The 18,776-nt window shown below is 53.7% G+C and carries 16 protein-coding genes and 1 pseudogene; 13 read left to right on the top strand and 4 right to left on the bottom strand.

All coding sequences use genetic code 11. From position 1 onward, the window contains the following. Nucleotides 1-38: 38 nt before the first annotated feature. From DB48_RS11845 to barA, 4 genes and pseudogenes are all read right to left on the bottom strand, one after another. A pseudogene (locus DB48_RS11845) lies at nt 39-1,006 on the bottom strand (AEC family transporter). A gap of 104 nt (nt 1,007-1,110) precedes the next feature. After that, nucleotides 1,111-1,305: a hypothetical protein gene (locus DB48_RS11850; RefSeq protein ID WP_041510473.1), complete on the bottom strand. Its 195-nt coding sequence runs from the start codon at nt 1,303-1,305 to the stop codon at nt 1,111-1,113. After that, nucleotides 1,305-1,907, bottom strand: coding sequence for a YjaG family protein (locus tag DB48_RS11855; protein ID WP_041510474.1), 603 nt, complete (start codon nt 1,905-1,907; stop codon nt 1,305-1,307). The genes DB48_RS11850 and DB48_RS11855 overlap by 1 nt, the downstream gene beginning before the upstream one ends. Further along, the gene (gene barA / locus DB48_RS11860; protein ID WP_443018647.1) at nt 1,900-4,683 is read right to left on the bottom strand and encodes a two-component sensor histidine kinase BarA; all 2,784 of its coding nucleotides are present in this window, start codon (nt 4,681-4,683) and stop codon (nt 1,900-1,902) included. The genes DB48_RS11855 and barA overlap by 8 nt, the downstream gene beginning before the upstream one ends. 115 nt (nt 4,684-4,798) lie before the next feature. On the opposite strand from barA, the gene rlmD reads away from it, so the two are divergent. The 13 genes from rlmD (at nt 4,799) to rpoS (ending at nt 18,702) form a co-directional block, all read left to right on the top strand. Next, entirely contained in the window at nt 4,799-6,133 is a 1,335-nt protein-coding gene (gene rlmD, locus DB48_RS11865) for a 23S rRNA (uracil(1939)-C(5))-methyltransferase RlmD (RefSeq protein ID WP_041510476.1), read from the top strand. A 167-nt stretch (nt 6,134-6,300) separates the two neighbouring features. After that, entirely contained in the window at nt 6,301-8,505 is a 2,205-nt protein-coding gene (relA, locus tag DB48_RS11870; RefSeq protein ID WP_041510477.1) for a GTP diphosphokinase, read from the top strand. Between the two features lie 66 nt (nt 8,506-8,571). Next, complete coding sequence (mazG, locus tag DB48_RS11875; RefSeq protein ID WP_041510478.1) at nt 8,572-9,369, top strand: nucleoside triphosphate pyrophosphohydrolase; 798 nt, start codon at nt 8,572-8,574, stop codon at nt 9,367-9,369. Between the two features lie 110 nt (nt 9,370-9,479). After that, the gene (locus tag DB48_RS11880; RefSeq protein WP_041510479.1) at nt 9,480-11,117 is read left to right on the top strand and encodes a CTP synthase; all 1,638 of its coding nucleotides are present in this window, start codon (nt 9,480-9,482) and stop codon (nt 11,115-11,117) included. A 131-nt stretch (nt 11,118-11,248) separates the two neighbouring features. Further along, entirely contained in the window at nt 11,249-12,544 is a 1,296-nt protein-coding gene (eno, locus tag DB48_RS11885; protein WP_041510480.1) for a phosphopyruvate hydratase, read from the top strand. A gap of 99 nt (nt 12,545-12,643) precedes the next feature. Beyond that, entirely contained in the window at nt 12,644-12,946 is a 303-nt protein-coding gene (gene ftsB, locus DB48_RS11890; protein ID WP_041510481.1) for a cell division protein FtsB, read from the top strand. A gap of 41 nt (nt 12,947-12,987) precedes the next feature. Further along, nucleotides 12,988-13,719, top strand: coding sequence for a 2-C-methyl-D-erythritol 4-phosphate cytidylyltransferase (ispD, locus tag DB48_RS11895; RefSeq protein ID WP_041510482.1), 732 nt, complete (start codon nt 12,988-12,990; stop codon nt 13,717-13,719). Beyond that, nucleotides 13,720-14,205, top strand: a complete 486-nt coding sequence (gene ispF / locus DB48_RS11900) for a 2-C-methyl-D-erythritol 2,4-cyclodiphosphate synthase (RefSeq protein ID WP_041510483.1) — start codon at nt 13,720-13,722, stop codon at nt 14,203-14,205. A gap of 9 nt (nt 14,206-14,214) precedes the next feature. After that, a complete protein-coding gene (truD, locus tag DB48_RS11905; protein ID WP_041510484.1) occupies nt 14,215-15,282 on the top strand; it encodes a tRNA pseudouridine(13) synthase TruD in 1,068 nt (355 codons plus the stop codon). Further along, the gene (gene surE, locus DB48_RS11910; RefSeq protein ID WP_041510569.1) at nt 15,275-16,024 is read left to right on the top strand and encodes a 5'/3'-nucleotidase SurE; all 750 of its coding nucleotides are present in this window, start codon (nt 15,275-15,277) and stop codon (nt 16,022-16,024) included. The genes truD and surE overlap by 8 nt, the downstream gene beginning before the upstream one ends. Then, on the top strand, nt 16,021-16,656 hold the full coding sequence (locus DB48_RS11915; RefSeq protein WP_041510485.1) for a protein-L-isoaspartate(D-aspartate) O-methyltransferase: 636 nt from the start codon (nt 16,021-16,023) through the stop codon (nt 16,654-16,656). The genes surE and DB48_RS11915 overlap by 4 nt, the downstream gene beginning before the upstream one ends. Before the next feature lie 109 nt (nt 16,657-16,765). Then, the gene (locus DB48_RS11920; protein WP_041510570.1) at nt 16,766-17,650 is read left to right on the top strand and encodes a peptidoglycan DD-metalloendopeptidase family protein; all 885 of its coding nucleotides are present in this window, start codon (nt 16,766-16,768) and stop codon (nt 17,648-17,650) included. 77 nt (nt 17,651-17,727) lie between these two features. Beyond that, entirely contained in the window at nt 17,728-18,702 is a 975-nt protein-coding gene (rpoS, locus tag DB48_RS11925; RefSeq protein ID WP_041510486.1) for an RNA polymerase sigma factor RpoS, read from the top strand. Nucleotides 18,703-18,776: the final 74 nt, after the last annotated feature.

Genomic DNA, 18,776 nt, shown 5'->3' on the forward strand with positions numbered 1-18,776 from the left:
AATTTTTATACAGTAAATACCTGTGTGCTTTTTATCCGTTAAAACACGCTGGCGGTGCCTGAGCCGAGCCAATGGTGCAGCAGTGGAATGGTGGCAAAGCTAATCACTATTCCTAAGCTGATGGTCTGGGCGCTACTGGTGGCACCCACATTAAACCTGTGGGCCAGTAGGTAGACGCTGGCGCAGTCGGTAGGGCTGCCAGAATCACGCCCATTTCCAATAGTTGTCCCTTTACTCCCAGGGCGCCGAGCAACAGGTAGGCCAGCAATGGCTGTAGCAATAGCTTAGTCAGGTTGAGCAGGGTGAGTTCAGCCAGACGCGATTGTATGCCAGTGGCGTTTCTCCCTCCCTGATTGGCCTTGCAGAGCACCATGCCGATGGCAAACAGGGCGCAGGGGCTGGAGGTCATGCCAAATTGCCTGATGATCTCGGCGATAGGGCTGTACAGCTCTATGTGGGCGGCCGATATAGCAACCCCGGCCAGGCTGCCCAATATGATGGGGTTTTGGATGAGGGCTAACACTACCGTCTTGAGTGCGCTGTCTGTCTGGCCCTGAAACAATGCCAGTTGGGCCAGCACTATGGCAAATACGGTGACGGACAATAGGCTGGCCAAGGCGGCTGCGGCCAACGCCAGCTGATCGCCGGGAAACAGCATCATCATCAGCGGGATGCCGATAAAGGAGGTGTTGCCGAAGGTGGTATTGAGGGCCCTGATGGCGGCGAGGGGCTTCTCTTTGGGTTGTAACCAGAGGGAGAGCAGGCCGGTGAGCAGGTAAATCAGGGTCATGGCCAGGCTATAACCGCCAATAAAGCCCCAGTTGGCGATCTCCTCGATTGGGGTTTCGGCCAGCACTATCATCATGATTGCCGGAAAGGCGATGTAATAGACATATTGATTGAGCACGTTGTCGCTGCCTTCGGGCAGTAGCCGGGCTTTTTGCACGACAAAGCCGGTGACCATGATGCCAAATACGACAAAGAGTGGCGAGAGAGTGGATAACATAGGGAGACGACTTCCTTGGCTTGAGTCTGAGTGGCGCTTATCCTAAAAACTGTTATGGCTATTAGGTTACCACTTAGCCCGTCGTGTCCCTATAACGCTAAAGTCTAATGCTTGGGGCCAGACCGTCTTTGCAGCGGCTTGGGCGGCGGCAGGATGCCCAGCTCCAGATAGAAATGGATCTGACGCCTGAGTTCAAACAGGGAGCCGACGCGTCGCTGCTCCCCTATGGTGAGGCACCAGGTATTGGTTAACCCATCGGGGTTGGTCAATACAAATCCCTGGTAGATAAGTTTGCGCATTAGGCGCCCGCCGAGATACCTATGTTGGATACGCCTGCCTGAACAACCTCCTTGCGCAGCGCCTTGACGAAGTCGGCGGTGATCTTAGGGTTCTCTTCGATGATCTCCAGTAAAGAGGCCTGCAGTGCCTTCTCTTCCTGCATCACCTCGTGATTGAAGATGTGCTCGTCCAGCGCCGCTTCATCCATCTCATCCTCTAGGGTGGCCTCGATATAGTTGGCTACGGTGGCGGATGAGAGCTTGCTGATGTTGGTGATATCGTCTTCAACCTTGCTCTGCAGGGCGCTGAGCAGTGAGGTGAGGGCGACGGCCGCATCCATGGCTGGGTAGACGCCATAGACATCGAAATCGCTGGGTTCTGGGGTGTTGAGATCCAGACGCTCCAGGTAGAGGTCGATGTTAAGCTTCAGCTTCTGATCGTACATAGATTGCCACAGCAGGTTGAGCACGGTATCGAGCACCTGTGGGTCGCCAAACTCGCAGACTTCGCTGAACAGCTGATAGTTGGGGTACATGCGTTGGCAAAGGGCGATGGCGAACAGCTTCTTCTGTTCCAGTTCGAGGGCCTTGAGGCGCTTGAAAAACCCGGGTTTATTACTCATCGATCACATCCATAGATAACTGGGCTATTACTTGATTTGCGGCCGATTCTACCTTAGAAAGCTCGTCAAGTAACTCAAGTATTTCCGGCTCGACGAGATCGACGTCGGCATTTTGCTTGAGTGACTGTTCAATCTCTCGACAGAGTCGCTGCGTGGTCGGCACGCCGCAGTAGCAGCTGGCGCCGTGTAGCTTGTGGACATGGCTGACCATGGCCTGGCTGTCTTGTCTTTCGAGGGCGCCCGATATGTTGTCGCGGGTCTCGGGCAGGGAGTCGACCAACATCTGTAGCATCTCCAGCGCCAGGTTGGTCTTCTGGTTGGCCTGGGTCAGACAGAGATCCCAATTGAGGGTGTGCTGGTCGAAATGGGTAAACTGTGGCCGCGTCTTCCAGCGGCTAATCACGCTCTTGAGCGCAGCCTCATCGATAGGTTTTGGCAGGTAGCCATCCATGCCGCTCTGATCGATACGCTCGCGCTCTTCGGCAATGGCGTGGGCGGTCACGGCGACTATGGGGGTGTTGCGATTGAGCGAATGCTCACGTATCTGCTTGGTCGCGCTAAAACCGTCGGTGCCCGGCATCTGAATATCCATGAAGATGAGATCGAAGCTCTTGGCCTTGGCGATCTCTACTGCCTCCTGGCCGTTGTCGGTGACAGTAACCTGAGTGACCAGCTCCTTGAGCAGCGTCTTTATCAGCTTGAGATTGGCGGGGTTGTCATCCACCGCCAATACGCTCATGGGCTCGCGCTCCTGGGTCTCTTTGGCCGCCTCTTTGAACGGCATGGCTTCGAATTGGGCTCGGTGAGGATTGATCAGGGTCACCGCCAGGGCGCGCTCGCCTACCGGCGCCTGCATCACCTTGTCTACAGTGGGCTGGATCAGGCTCATCTTGGCGGCGCTTTCGGTGCTGCTGCATAGGTAGAGGGTATAGTCGCTGATCTTGGCAATCTTATTCAGTACGTTGAGCAGATTAGGGCTACTGGCCAGATCGTTACAGCTGATGATGGCATAGTCGAAGTGACGTCCCTCTTCGCCGGCGACACGGGCCAGATCTTCCGGGGTCGTGATGCTGACACTCTGCATGCCCCAGTGGCTAAGCAGGCTCTCATGGACCTTGCGTGACAGTTCCCTTGGCTCGAACAAGAGCACCGTCTTGTCGATGAGTTTATCGGTTTCTAGCGACTGACTGATAGGGTAGGAACTCAACTTGAGAGGCAGGGTGAACCAGAAGGTAGAGCCCTTACCCGGCGCCGAGATGCAGCCGATTTGACCGCCCATACGGTTGATCAGACGTTTGGTGATAATCAGGCCCAGGCCGGTACCGCCGAAGCGGCGCGAGATGGAGGAGTCTGCCTGGCCGAAGGCCTGGAACAGCTGCGCCTGATGTGGCTTGTCTATGCCTATGCCTGTATCGGTGATCTCACAGCGGACATTGACCTTGTCAGTCTCTTCGCTGGTCAGGCGCATTTTGAGGTGCACGCTACCGCTGTCGGTAAACTTGATGGCGTTGCCCACCAGGTTAGTGATCACCTGGCTGACCCGCAGGGCATCGCCAGAGACGTTGTCGTTGATGCTCGGCTCTATATCCACCACTAGTTCGAGATCTTTATCCTTGGCGCTGTTGGCCAGCAGTGAGATGGTGTCGTCGATCAGCTCGCGCAGGGCAAAGGGCATGTTCTCCAGTTCCATCTTGCCCGCCTCCAGCTTGGAGAAGTCTAAGATGTCGTTGATGATCCCCAACAGGTTGGTGGCGCTCTTTTCTATGGTCTTGATGTAGTCCTGCTGACTGGCATGCAGTGGCGTCTTTAATAGTTGCTTGGCGAAACCTATCACCCCGTTGAGCGGCGTGCGCAGCTCGTGGGACATGTTGGCCAGGAACTCAGACTTGATACGGCTGGCCTCCAGGGCGCGTTTCTTGGCCAGATCCAGTTCGACGTTTTGGATCTCTATCTGCTCCAGGGTTTCCCGCAGATCCGAGGTCGCCTGGTCGATGTTTTGTTGCATCTCCTCGTGGTATTCCGACAAGGAGCCGGCCATGGCGTTGATGCCGCGCTTGAGCAGGTCCAGTTCACCGATCAGGTTGCCGTCGACCCGGGTGTCCAACTTGCCCTCGCGGATCTTGGCCACCACGCGCACCATCTCGGTGATGGGGTGGGTAACGTTTTTCACCAGGCGGAAGGTAAATAATAGGTTAAGCTGCACGCCGATAAGGACGATGATAAAGGCGGCCACCGCGGCCCTGTGCTGCTCAAGCAGGGCATTTTCTTTGTTGAGTAACACGGCGATATAGCCGAGTTTGGCGGAGTTAACCTGCTGGGCCATGGAGTTGCTGTCGTAGGGGCTGACCACAAGTTCGCGCTGGCTGGAGAAGATGGGGCTGCGCATGATGATGCTATCGCCAAACTCCTCTACCTCTGTGGTCTGCAGCGAATCTATGGGCTCGTTGTAGCGCATAAACTCGTGGCTCTTATAGTGATGCGAGGTCACTATCACCCGGTTACTGGTGTCGAAGATGGCAATGAACTGCACCAGGTTGGATTTGTTGAGCTGTACCGAGGTGATCAGTCGCTTGGTGGTCTCGAAATTCTTGGTTTCCAGGCCTATTTCGGCCGAGATGGCGAGGGGCTCGATGATGTTACCGCCGCGCTCGATTAAGCTTTCTTCCAGCTCATAGAAACGATTTATGGTAAAATAGCTGCCAAGCAAAATACCAACCAAAATAGTGGGCGCTAAGGCCAGCACGAGAACCCAGGCTCTCAGGCTGTATTTAGTCATATTGTCTGCACTATTCATTGAGTTGGTATTATTTATCTACGATGGATATAGGTTACATTAGACTGCCAGACTTTGTGCAGTCTTTACTAGTATTTTTATTGTTTTAGAGGCCTAAATGGCACAATTTTATAAAGCTAAACCCCGTAAGACACAACAAACCCAGGCCAAGCAAAGTTTCCATGTGAGCCAGCTGGATCACCTAGGGGCGGGGATAGCCGAGCATCAGGGAAAAATCGTCTTTATTCCCGGCGCCCTGCCCGGTGAAAAGGTAACGGCGCAGATAACAGAGCAGAAGAAGCGTCACGCCAAGGCGAAGCTGATTAAGGTCGAGACCGCCAGCGCGGCGCGTATCGCCCCGAGTTGTCCTTATTATGGCCGCTGTGGCGGCTGCGACCTGCAACACCTTGAGCTCTCAGCCCAGCGTGCCGCTAAGCAAGATGCGCTTGAAAACCTGATTAATAAGATGGGCCGCACCCAGCCTCAGGCCATGAGTGAACCGCTAAGTGGCGAGGGCTGGCACTATCGCCGCCGCGCCCGTCTGGCAACCCAGTATCAGTGCGATAGTAAGCACCTCAACCTGGGCTTTCGTGCCCTGGCCAGCAGCGAGGTGGTTAACATAGATGCCTGCCCCGTGCTGGCTGAGTCGCTGTCAGATCTTATCACGCCGCTCAATCAATGCCTTAACCGCCTGAGTGCCAAGCGTAGTCTGGGCCATGTGGAGCTACTGTCAGTCGACTCGGGCCCTGGTGTGGTGCTGCGTATCACGAGTCCCTTGAATGACAAGGATAAAGCCTTGCTAGCAGCCTTTGGCGAGCAGCATGGGGTAAGGGTGATATTGCTCGACGACGAAAGCAGGCTTGAGACCCTTTGGGGCGACGAGGGCCTGCCTTTCTATCGGCTAGAGGATGGCAGTCAGCTTGGCTTTTCGCCAGGCAACTTCATCCAGGTCAATGGTGAGATCAATCAGCAGATGGTGACTCAGGCCATCGACTGGCTGCAGGTTCATCCCGGCGAGCGGGTGCTGGATCTCTTCTGCGGCGTGGGTAACTTTACCCTGCCGCTGGCCAAGGCTGGCGCCCAGGTGGTGGGTGTCGAGGGGGTCGAAGCCATGGTGGCCCAGGCAAGACTAAATGCCGGTGCGAGCGGCGTCGAGGGCGCCGAGTTTTATCATGGGGATCTTAGCGCGGATCTGTCCGCTGCACCTTGGCTCGGGCGTATCGACAAGTTACTGCTGGATCCTGCCAGAGCCGGCGCCTATGAGAGTCTACAATGGTTAAAGAAGATGAAGCCTAAGGCGATCGTCTATATCTCCTGTAATCCGGTGAGTCTGGCCAGAGATTGTGAGCCCTTGCTCGCCCAGGGATATGTGCTGAGTCGACTAGGCCTCATCGATATGTTTCCCCAGACACATCATATCGAGGCCATGGCCTTGTTTGAGCTGGGTAAATAGTTGTTAATCTTGGCCTAAGCGCGCAAATAGTCGGCGTATATCATTTGACTTTGGCGAGGGAATCCCCAAGATAGTGAGTTCATTATTGGCGATGTCATATGGCGCTTATTTAGGCCGCGGTCGAACGCTGTTAGGGGCAAGCAATCAAGTAATAGGACATGCAGTAGATGGTATCTGTTAGAGAAGCACATTTTAAAGACACAGATTTTCAATTGACCGAGTGGGTTAATCGTTATCTGAGTGACGCCGATGACGCCAGCACCTTACTCGCGCTGATTAAGCAGATCGAGGCGCTGGTGGCGAAACATGATGCTAACGATACCCTGCTGATCGGCCGTGCCCGAGAGCTGATCGAGATCCTGGCGCCGCTCAACATGGATATCGAGACCCTGCAGGCGGCGGTGATCTTCGTGGTGTTCGATGCTGGCTTGTTGACCGAGGAGCAGATACTTGAGCTGTTTGGCGACAAGCTTACCACCCTGGTCAATAGCGTGGTCACCATGGAAGCCATTGGGGCCCTCAAGGTCAACGAGCAGAGCCGGAACGCCGAACCCCAGATAGATAACATACGTAAGATGCTGCTGGCCATGGTGGAGGATGTCCGCGCCGTCGTGATCAAGCTGGCCGAGCGTATCTGTCTGCTGCGTGAGGTTAAGAATGCCGATGAGGAAACCCGTGTCCTACTGGCACGGGAGATCGCCGACATCTATGCGCCTCTGGCCAACCGCCTTGGCATAGGTCAGCTCAAGTGGGAGCTGGAAGATATCTCGTTTCGCTATCTGCACCCTGAGATCTACAAGGACATCGCCAAGCAGCTCGATGGCAAGCGGATGGATCGCGAGACCTATATAGATAACTTCGTTAACCAGTTGCAGCAGCGATTGGACGAAGAGCAGATCCGCGCCAAGGTCTATGGCAGGCCCAAGCATATCTACAGCATCTGGAAGAAGATGCGCGGTAAAGATCTTACCTTCGATGAACTCTTCGATGTGCGCGCGGTGCGAGTCGTCACCGAGCGTCTGCAGGACTGCTACGGCGCCTTGGGTGTAGTACACACGCTCTGGCATCATATTCCTAAAGAGTTCGACGATTATGTGGCCAACCCTAAACCCAATGGCTATCAGTCGATCCACACCATAGTCGTGGGGCCAGAGGGCAAGACGGTGGAGATCCAGATCCGTACCGAGCAGATGCATGAAGATGCCGAGCTGGGGGTGGCTGCCCACTGGAAGTATAAAGAGGGCACCACAGGCAAGCAGAGCGGCTACGAAGAGAAGATCAACTGGCTACGTAAGATCCTGCAGTGGCAGGAAGATGTGGCCGAGAGCGGCAACCTGGTGGACGAGGTGCGCAGCCAGGTATTCGAAGACAGAGCCTATGTGTTTACGCCAAACGGTGACGTGGTGGATCTGCCCATGGGCTCGACCGTGTTGGATTTCGCCTACTATATCCACTCCCAGGTGGGCCACAGGTGTATCGGTGCCAAGGTCGATGGCCGCATTGTGCCTTTTACCTATCAGGTCGAAACCGGTGAACGGGTAGAGATCATCACCTCCAAGCATCCTAACCCTAAGCGCGACTGGCTTAACCCTAACCTGGGCTATATCAAGGCATCGCGCACCCGCTCTAAGATCCAGCATTGGTTCAAGCAGCAGGACAGGGACAAGAATATCGTCGCCGGCCGTGAGATGCTCGAGGCCGAACTGGCACGCTCTGGCCTTACGCTGAAAGATGCTCACAGCGCCGTGGAACGCTTTAACATGGTGGGCATGGACGATCTGCTGGCCGGTATCGGCGGCGGTGACGTCAGGCTCAACCAGGTGGTCAACCACGTACAGAGCCGTATGCGGGTCAACGAAGTCTCCGAAGAGGAGGCGCTGGAAGATCTGCTGAAGAAGAATCAGGCGCGTTCTACAGGTAAGGGCAAGGGCCAGGTCGAGGTGAATGGCGTTGGTAACCTGCTCAGCCATATCGCCAAGTGTTGTCAGCCGGTGCCGGGGGATGAGATCTTCGGGTTTATCACCAAGGGCAGGGGGATCTCGGTTCACCGAGCCGATTGCGAACAGGTGAAGGAGCTGATGCGAGTGCATCCCGAGCGCAGTGTCGATGTGGTCTGGGGTGAGAACTACTCCGGCGGCTATAAGCTCAAGCTCAAGGTGCTGGCCAATGATCGCAGCGGGCTGCTGAGGGATCTCACCTCTGTGCTGGCGGCAGAGAAATCAAACGTGCTGGCCATGAGTTCATCGTCGGATGTGAAGACCCAGACTGCGGCTATCGAGCTGGAACTTGAGCTGTATAACCTCGAGGGCTTGTCGCGGGTGATCGCCAAGTTGTCTCAGGTCAGCGGCGTTATCGAGGCGAGACGCCTCTAAGCTGTAATGACAGCCTATAAAGCGTAATAAGAGGCGGCCCTGGCCGCCTTTTTGATGAGGTAAACGATGCAGAGCAAATCAGACATCCAAAGGCTGCTGACCATAATGGAGCGGCTCAGAGACCCGGAAACGGGTTGCCCCTGGGACAAGGCCCAGAGCTATCAGACCATAGTACCGTTTACGCTGGAAGAAGCCTTCGAGGTGGCCGACACCATAGAGCGCGGCACCCTGGATGAGCTCCCCGGGGAACTCGGCGATCTGCTGTTTCAGGTGATCTTCTATTGTCAGTTGGGTAAAGAGCAGGGCAGGTTCGATTTTGATCAGGTGGTGGAGAAGATCTGCACTAAGCTCACCGAGCGTCATCCCCATGTGTTTGGCGAGATGAGTCAGGCCTCGAGCGAGTCGGTGCGCGAGACCTGGGAGAGCATCAAGGCCAAGGAGCGCGCCGGGCGCTCGCTGCATTCGGTGCTGGATGATATTCCAAGGGCACTGCCAGCCTTGACCCGCGCGGCCAAGGTACAGCGCCGGGTGGCAACTGTGGGCTTCGACTGGAACGACTTAGGGCCTGTGGTGGCCAAGATCCATGAGGAGCTTGACGAGGTGATGGTGGAGGTCGCCGCCCAGGATAGCGACAAGATGGAGGATGAGCTGGGTGATCTGTTGTTTGCCGTGGTGAATCTGGCCAGGCATCTTAAGCTGGACCCTGAGCAGGCGCTGCGCCGGGCGACCAACAAGTTTGAACATCGCTTTCGTGGTGTGGAGGCCCTGGCAGCCCAGGCGGACAAACCCATGCAGGCGCATACCGTTGAGGAACTGGATGCCTATTGGGAGCAAGTCAAGCGAAATGATCCCTTAAAAGGCTAAAATAGTTGCTGTTACCTATTTGTCGAATCCAAAGGGCTTTGATATAATAACGCCCCGTCCTAGTGCTTTCTTGCAAGCACATATTTCCAACTCATTTTCTCAGGTTCAGCATGACTACAAGGTATATCTTCGTTACTGGTGGCGTGGTTTCATCACTAGGTAAAGGCATTGCAGCAGCATCATTGGCGGCAATTTTAGAGGCTCGGGGCCTTAACGTAACCATTATGAAGCTGGATCCTTATATTAACTTGGATCCGGGTACCATGAGCCCAACCCAGCACGGTGAAGTATTCGTCACCGAAGATGGTGCTGAAACTGACCTCGACCTGGGTCACTACGAGCGTTTCATCCGTACCAAGATGAACCGTCGTAACAACTTCACCACGGGTCGTATCTACGAAGAAGTGCTGCGCAAAGAGCGTCGCGGCGACTACTTAGGGGCCACCATTCAGGTGATCCCACACATCACCAATGCGATTAAAGAGAAAGTGCTTGAGGGCGGAGAAGGGCACGACGTGGCGATCGTAGAGATCGGCGGTACCGTTGGTGATATCGAGTCATTGCCTTTCCTTGAGTCTATTCGTCAGTTAGGCGTAGAACTCGGCCGTGACCGTACCCTATTTATGCATTTGACCCTGGTGCCTTTCCTAGGCGCCGCGGGCGAAGTGAAGACCAAACCTACCCAGCACTCGGTGAAAGAGCTGCGCTCAATCGGTATCGCACCAGACGTATTGGTTTGCCGTGGTGACCGTGCGATCCCATCTAATGAGAAGGCGAAGATCTCGCTATTCTGTAACGTCGAAGAGCGTGCGGTTATTTCACTGAAAGATGTCGATAGCATCTATAAGATCCCGGCTCTGCTGAAGGCGCAAGGCTTAGATGACCTGGTCACCAAGCGTTTCGGCCTCGAGTGTAAAGAAGCCGATCTGTCTGAGTGGGAAAATGTGATCTATCAAGAAGCCAACCCAACCGGTGAAATTACTATCGGTATGGTCGGTAAGTACACTGAATTGCCAGATGCCTATAAGTCGGTGAACGAAGCGCTGAAACATGCGGGTCTGTTTAACCGCGTATCGGTCAACATTAAGTATATCGATTCACAAAACATCGAAGCCAAGGGCACAGAAGTGCTGGAAGGTCTCGACGGTATCTTGGTACCGGGTGGTTTTGGTGAGCGCGGCGTAGAAGGTAAGATCATGGCGGCTCAGTATGCCCGTGAGAATAACCTGCCGTATTTCGGTATCTGTTTGGGTATGCAAGTGGCGCTGATCGAGTTCGCTCGTCACGTGGCTGGTTTAGAAAATGCGCATTCAACCGAGTTCAACAAAGACACGCCGCACCCAGTTGTGGGCTTGATCACAGAATGGATTGACGAAAAAGGTAATATCGAGCAACGTCATGAAGAATCAGATCTCGGTGGCACCATGCGTCTAGGCGCGCAGCTGTGTCATCTGGTCGAAGGTACTAAGGCGGCTGAAGCCTACAAGGGACTGACCTGTGTAGAGCGTCACCGTCACCGTTACGAAGTGAATAACACATACAGAGAACGTTTAGAGAAAGCCGGCTTGGTATTCAGCGGTCTGTCGACAGACCGTCAGCTGGTTGAAATGATTGAACTACCTAACCACCCATGGTTTGTGGCGGGTCAGTTCCACCCTGAATTTACATCAACACCTCGCGATGGTCAGCCATTGTTCCAAGGTTTCGTTGCTGCAGCCGTTGCGTACCAGAAACGCGATTTAGGCTAATCTTTATACAAGAGCCGCTTCCGAGTCTCGGAGGCGGCTTTTTTGTTTCAGATGATGTAAATTTAGCGATAAGAATTTTAGTTTTGCATTAACTTTTAAACTTAAATCTTAAACTTAGAGTCGAGGAAATTATGGCTAAAATTATCAATGTCATTGGTCGCGAGATCATGGATTCACGCGGTAACCCAACGGTTGAAGCGGAAGTGCATCTAGATGGCGGTTTCGTAGGCATGGCAGCTGCACCATCGGGTGCTTCTACCGGTAGCCGCGAAGCACTAGAGCTACGTGATGGTGACAAGAGCCGTTACATGGGTAAAGGCGTACTGACTGCTGTGGCTAACATCAATGGTCAGATCCGTGATGCCCTACTGGGTAAAGATGCGACGGCGCAAGCCGAGCTGGATCAGATCATGATCGACCTAGACGGCACTGAAAACAAAGACAAGCTAGGCGCGAACGCTATCCTGGCCGTGTCTCTGGCAGCTGCGAAAGCTGCTGCTGCCTTCAAAGGCATGCCACTATACGCGCACATCGCCGAGCTAAACGGTACCCCAGGCCAGTACTCTATGCCTGTACCTATGATGAACATCCTTAACGGTGGTGAGCACGCCGACAACAACGTTGATATCCAGGAGTTCATGGTTCAGCCTGTTGGTGCTAAGAGCTTCCGTGAAGCGCTGCGTATGGGCGCCGAGATCTTCCATAACCTGAAGAAGGTACTGCAAGAGCAAGGCCTTAATACGGCAGTGGGTGATGAAGGTGGTTTCGCGCCTAACCTGGCCTCTAACGCCGATGCGCTTGCTGTGATTAAGGTTGCAGTAGAAAAAGCCGGTTACAAGCTGGGTGAAGACGTTACTCTGGCTCTTGACTGTGCAGCCTCTGAGTTCTACAAAGACGGTCAGTACGACCTGTCTGGCGAAGGCAAGGTATTTGACTCAAACGGTTTCTCTGACTTCCTTAAGTCACTGACCGAAGAGTACCCAATCGTTTCTATCGAAGATGGCTTGGACGAGTCAGATTGGGATGGCTGGGCATACCAGACTCAAATCCTGGGCGACAAGATCCAGCTGGTGGGTGACGACCTGTTCGTAACCAACACTAAGATCCTAAGCCGTGGTATCGAGAACAAGATTGCTAACTCAATCCTGATCAAGTTCAACCAGATCGGTTCTTTGACTGAGACGCTAGCGGCAATTCGCATGGCGAAAGATGCTGGTTACACTGTGGTTATCTCTCACCGCAGCGGCGAAACCGAAGATGCGACCATCGCAGATCTGGCGGTAGCGACTGCGGCTGGCCAAATCAAGACCGGCTCTCTGTGTCGTAGTGACCGTGTTGCTAAGTACAACCAACTGCTACGTATCGAAGAGCAGTTAGGTGAAAAGGCTCCTTACAAGGGCCGTAGCGAGATCAAAGGTCAAGCATAACCGAGTTTTTACGGTTAATTTGGTAAAAGGCCACCACTTGGTGGCCTTTTTTGTTGTAATATCAGTTCAGCCTTTTAACAGAGATAAAGCCCATTAAGGATGAAGCGACTTCTTATCGCCATGTTTATGCTGCTTGGTCTGCTCCAGTATCGACTCTGGTGGGGACAAAATAGCCTTCCCGAATCTTTTCAGCTGCAGGAACAGATCAAGTTGCAGCGCGAGAGTAACGCCAAACTCATCGAACGAAATCAGGTACTCAAAGAAGAGATTCTCGACCTTAGACGCGGTACCGAGGCGCTTGAAGAACGCGCCCGCAACGAACTGGGGATGGTGAAACAGGGAGAGACCTTCTTTCGGGTAGTGGGTGAGCCTCAGCGTAAAGCCGAGATCGGCGAGCACTAGCCTCAGACGGTTTCGCCTAAAAGTGACACGAGTTAACACCTATGACAAGTAGCATACAAGAGCTGGTTGCTATCGTGCCCGCCGCCGGCATAGGCGCGCGAATGGGCGCCGAGATCCCAAAGCAATATCTGATGTTAAATCATCAACCTATCCTGGCGCACACCTTAGATGTGCTGTTGGCACATCCGCGCATCACCAAGGTGATTATTGCCCTGAACCCTGAAGATACCTATTTCGCCAAGCTGACCCAGGCAGCCCATCCTAAGCTGATGACAGTCATCGGCGGTAAAGAGCGCGCCGATTCTGTGCTGAGCGCTCTCAAGGCAGCACCGAGTGGTGCCTGGGCGCTGGTACATGATGCCGCGCGCCCCTGTCTGAGCGCCTTGGATATCGACAAGCTGATCGCCGCCTGTGAGACAGATGTGGGCAGTGAGCAGGGCGCCATCCTAGCGATGCCGGTGCGCGACACCATGAAGCGCTCGGGTGAAGGGGGAGCTATTCAAGAGACTGTCTGCCGGGAGAATCTCTGGCATGCGCTGACGCCCCAGCTGTTCCCGGTTCAGCGCCTTAAGCACAATCTTAATGATGCCCTGGCCGCGGATGTTGCCATTACCGATGAGGCATCGGCGATGGAGTGGGCCGGAGGTCGGCCGCTATTGGTGAGTGGACGCTTCGACAACATCAAGGTGACCCATCCAGACGATTTGCAACTGGCGGCGCTATTTTTGCAGGCGGCAGCGAGTGATTTAAATTCGAACACAGGTGAAAAGTAGATGAATATACGTATCGGCCATGGTTTCGATGTGCATAAATTCGGCGGCGAGTTACCGCTTATCCTCGGCGGGGTGGAAGTCCCCTATGATACCGGCCTGGTCGCGCACTCGGACGGTGACGTGGTGCTGCATGCCATCTCAGATGCCATTCTTGGCGCCTTGGCCCTTGGGGATATAGGTAAACATTTTCCCGATACCGATCCAGAGTTTAAAGGGGCCGACAGCCGCGTATTGCTGCGTCACTGCTATCAGTTGGCGCTCGATAAGGGCTATCGGCTTGGTAATCTGGATGTCACCATCATCGCCCAGGCGCCTAAGATGCTGCCCCATATTCGAGCGATACGCGAGTGTTTAAGCAGTGACTTAGACAGTGACATTGAAGCGATCAATGTAAAGGCCACTACCACAGAGAAACTCGGCTTTACCGGACGCAAAGAGGGGATAGCGGTGGAAGCCGTGGTGCTGATGTGCGCCTCCCCGAGATAAGAGAGAGTTATGACCCCACTACATTATTTGCATGGCCAGCCCGAGGCGAGCGCCGACTTAAGAACCTTTAATCGCGATTTTATCGTGCAGGAGCTCTTGCCATTCCTTCCGACAGGAGAGGGGGAGCATCATATGCTGCACATTCGCAAAGAGGGGTTAAATACCGCCGATGTGGCGCGCATGCTCTCAAGTTTTGCCGGGGTGCATCCTAAAGAGGTGACCTTTGCCGGCCAGAAAGATAGACACGCCATCACTGAGCAGTGGTTCGGGGTGCGTATCCCCGGCAAGAGTATGCCCGACTGGCAGTCGCTCAATAGCGAGCAGCTCACCGTGCTTTCCAGTGCCCGTCACGGCAAGAAGCTGCGCACCGGTGCCCTCGCGGGTAACCGTTTCACCCTGACCTTAAGGGCGGTGTCTGACATGGACGCTTTGGTGCGGCGCATCGAGCTGATTAAAGCGACTGGCGTGCCAAACTACTTTGGCGAGCAACGCTTCGGCCACGATGGCAAGAATCTCGCTTTTGGTCGCCTGATGCTCAGCGGACGCAAGAAGGTGAAAGACAGAAATAAGCGCAGCATCTATCTCTCAGCAGTGCGCTCTCATCTCTTTAATCAGTTGGTGAGCGAGAGACTGCGCCAGCATGAGCTGAAGACGCTCGAGGGCGACTGTGTGATGTTGGCCGGCAGCAAGAGCTATTTCGTGGCCAACCCCTGGGACGAGGAGCTGATGGGCCGTCTGTCACAGAAGGACATTCAACTCTCGGCGCCCATGTGGGGCAGAGGTCAGGCATTGAGCGAAGCCGAGGCGTTAGCCTTTGAGCAGAGTGTTTGCGATCAGTACCCTGAGGATCTTGCCGGCCTGGAGCAGGCAGGTCTGAATCAGGAGCGTCGCCCCCTGCTGCTTATGCCGCAGCAACTGAGTTACGAGATTGAGGATGATGTCATAGTGATAAAGTTCGCCCTACCGGCCGGTAGCTTTGCCACCTCTGTGCTGCGGGAACTGGTGAATTATCAAGATGTCAAAGAGCGGGAATATCAGGCCAGAAAGGCCGCTGCGAGTGAAGAAGCCCATGATTAAGATATTGGTAAGCAATGATGATGGCATCACGGCGCCGGGTATCGCGGCCCTGTCCAATGCCCTGGCGAAGCACTTTGACGTGATGACTGTCGGACCGGATCGTAACTGCTCCGGTGCCAGTAATTCACTAACCTTGACTAACCCTTTGAGAATTAATAAGTTAGACAATGGTTATATTTCCGTCAGTGGTACGCCAACCGATTGTGTACATCTGGCCATTCGCGAATTTTATGCCCATGAGCCGGATATCGTGGTGTCCGGCATCAATGCCGGCGCGAATATGGGGGATGACACCCTCTATTCGGGCACCGTCGCGGCGGCGATGGAAGGGCGCTTTCTGGGCTTGCCGGCGATAGCCATCTCGCTTGTGGGCCGAGAGCTGAAGCATTATGACAGCGCAGCCCATTACGCCTGTAAGATAGTGGCTGGCTTGATCGATAGCCCTATCGCTTCGGACCAGATCTTAAATGTGAATGTGCCGGACTTACCGCTCAGTGAGATCAAGGGCATAAAGGTGACCCGCCTCGGCGCCAGACATAGGGCCGAGGGCATGGTACGCATGCAAGATCCGGCCGGACGCGAGATATTTTGGCTTGGTCCGCCGGGTGAAGAGCAAGATGCCAGCGAAGGCACTGACTTTCATGCCGTGGCCAACGGCTATGTGTCGGTGACGCCATTGACGGTGGATCTGACCGCATTTGAACAAGTACCAAAGATAAAGCAATGGATAGAGCAATTATGAATGGGGTAGCCACAACGGCGGCATTGAATCTGGCACATCACCTTCAGGGGGCGGGGATAGTTAATGCCGATGTTTTATCTGTGGTGGCTAAGACGCCGAGAGAGCTGTTTCTCGATGCGGCCCTGGGCCATAAGGCATATGAAAATACTGCTCTGCCCATAGGACAGGGACAAACTATCTCTCAGCCCTACATAGTTGCGCGCATGACGGAGCTGCTGCTGGAGTCGCATCCAAAGCGGGTATTGGAGATAGGCACAGGTTCTGGTTATCAGGCGGCTATATTGGCGCAATTGGTGGACGAGCTCTGTACTGTCGAGCGCATCAAGAGTCTGCAGATCCAGGCGCGTCAACGTCTAAAGCGGCTCGATCTGCATAACGTCTCCTTTAAATATGGTGACGGCTGGAAGGGATGGGCGAACAAGGGGCCCTTCGACGCCATCATGGTGACGGCCGCGGCCAGCAGTGTGCCTCAGGCGCTGCTCCAGCAGTTGGCCGATGGTGGCGTGCTGGTTATCCCCGTCGGCGACGAGGTTCAACAATTGATGCGCGTGGTGCGCCAAGGCGACCAATTTCATTCGCAGACTATCGAGATGGTGAAGTTTGTCCCTCTGGTTAACGGTGAACTCGCCTAGTGGTGGTTGTCATGTTTTTCGCTGGCGCTAAGGGAATAGGGGAGCTGTCATGTTGAGCCCCCCGAGTCGGTGTAGGTTTTTGCAAAAGCTTGTTCAAAAGCCTGTCGGCATGCTATGTGTCTTAATGCTTGCCGGTCTGCTGAACGCCTGTAGTTTTCAGGCCCATTCTCCCGCTCCCGTGGTTAACGTTAACTCGCCGGTGAAAAAAGCCTATAAACGAGGCGGCCTCACCTCCGACCACTATAAGGTCAGGCGCGGCGACACCCTCTATTCGATCGCCTGGGCGGCCAACAAAGATTTTGTCGAAATTGCCCGATATAACGGGCTTCGCAAGCCCTATACCATCTATCCAGGACAGGTTTTAAAGCTAAAATCGACAAACGCTGTTACAAATAGCAAAACCCAGCGTAGCACTCAGGTATCGAGCAAAAAAACGCAGCAAAACACAGTTAAAAATCAACCTAAACAAACAGTTAAACCTAGTCAGCAGGTGGCTGCCAGTAAAACGGCACCGGTGAAAAAATCGCTTGATCGGGGCGATAAATCTGCGTACGCTGTAACAACTGGTCAACAAAATGTTAACGGGGTTATCCACAAGCCCAGTAGCACCCTACCCAAGAAGGTTCAGCGCTGGCATTGGCCTGTTAAAGGCAAGTTGATCGGCACATTCTCTACCAAGGAGCAAGGTAATAAAGGGATTAAGATCGCAGGATCCCGAGGCGATCGCATTCAGGCCGCCGCCGATGGGCGAGTGGTGTATGCGGGAAATGCACTAAGGGGATACGGCAATCTGGTGATCATTAAGCATAGCGATGACTATCTCAGTGCTTATGCCCATGCCGATAAGATCTTAGTAAAAGAGAAGCAGTTCGTTACCGCGGGACAAACGGTGGCGAAAATGGGACAAACGGGTACCAACAGAGTGATGCTGCATTTCGAGATTCGGTATCACGGCAAATCCGTTGACCCACTTAAATTTTTGCCTAAATCATAATTTTATAGGCGCCATTTTGGCAATTGGAGGACAGTAAAGTGCAGTAAATTAGCATGTAAAATTTGGGAGAGTATATTATGGGTCGTAAACAATCTACCGCCGTGGCGGAGCCCTTGGTTGACTTGTCTAAGAATGAGTCTGATCTATCAGTTACCAACAGCAAGGAGGTTTTGAAAGAAGCAGAACTAGAACAGCAAGTACAAGATGACTTACAAAAGAACTTAGATGCCACTCAGCTGTATTTAAGTGAAATTGGATTTTCCCCCCTATTGAGTGCGGAAGAGGAGGTTTATTTCTCACGTAAGGCCCTAAAAGGCTGTGAAAAATCTCGCAACCGTATGATTGAGAGTAATCTCAGACTCGTCGTAAAAATTGCACGTCGTTATAACAATCGTGGCTTAGCCTTATTAGATCTGATTGAAGAAGGTAACTTAGGTTTGATCCGCGCCGTCGAAAAGTTCGATCCGGAACGCGGCTTTCGATTCTCAACCTATGCTACCTGGTGGATCCGCCAGACCATAGAACGTGCGATCATGAATCAAACCCGTACCATTCGCCTGCCTATTCATGTGGTGAAGGAGCTCAACGTTTACCTTCGTACCGCTAGGGAACTCGCGCACAAGCTAGATCATGAGCCTACCGCCGAAGAGATCGCCGAACAGTTAGACTTGCCCAGTAGCGATGTGAGTAAGATGCTGAAGCTCAATGAGCGTATCACCTCTGTCGATACCCCGCTGGGTGGTGACAACGACAAGGCACTGCTGGACGTTTTAGCCGATGATGATTGCGTGGGCCCGGATTACAAGGTGCAAGACGATGATATGTCTAAGTCTGTCGTGCGCTGGCTAGACGAGCTGAACAGCAAGCAGAGAGAAGTGCTTGCCCGTCGTTTCGGTTTGCTAGGTTATGAGCCATCGACGCTTGAAAATGTCGGTAAGGAGATAGGTCTCACTCGTGAGAGAGTGCGCCAGATCCAGGTGGAAGCCCTGAAACGGTTAAGAGATCTGCTCAGTGCACAAGGACTATCGGTAGAAGCTATCTTCAGAGTATAAGTGTGTATCGGGGTGTAGGCTTAAGGGCTGATTTAATGTACTTATCGCCGTTTTGAATTCGTCGCCTGGTTGAA

Source organism: Shewanella sp. cp20 (assembly GCF_000832025.1).
Lineage (GTDB): Bacteria > Pseudomonadota > Gammaproteobacteria > Enterobacterales > Shewanellaceae > Shewanella.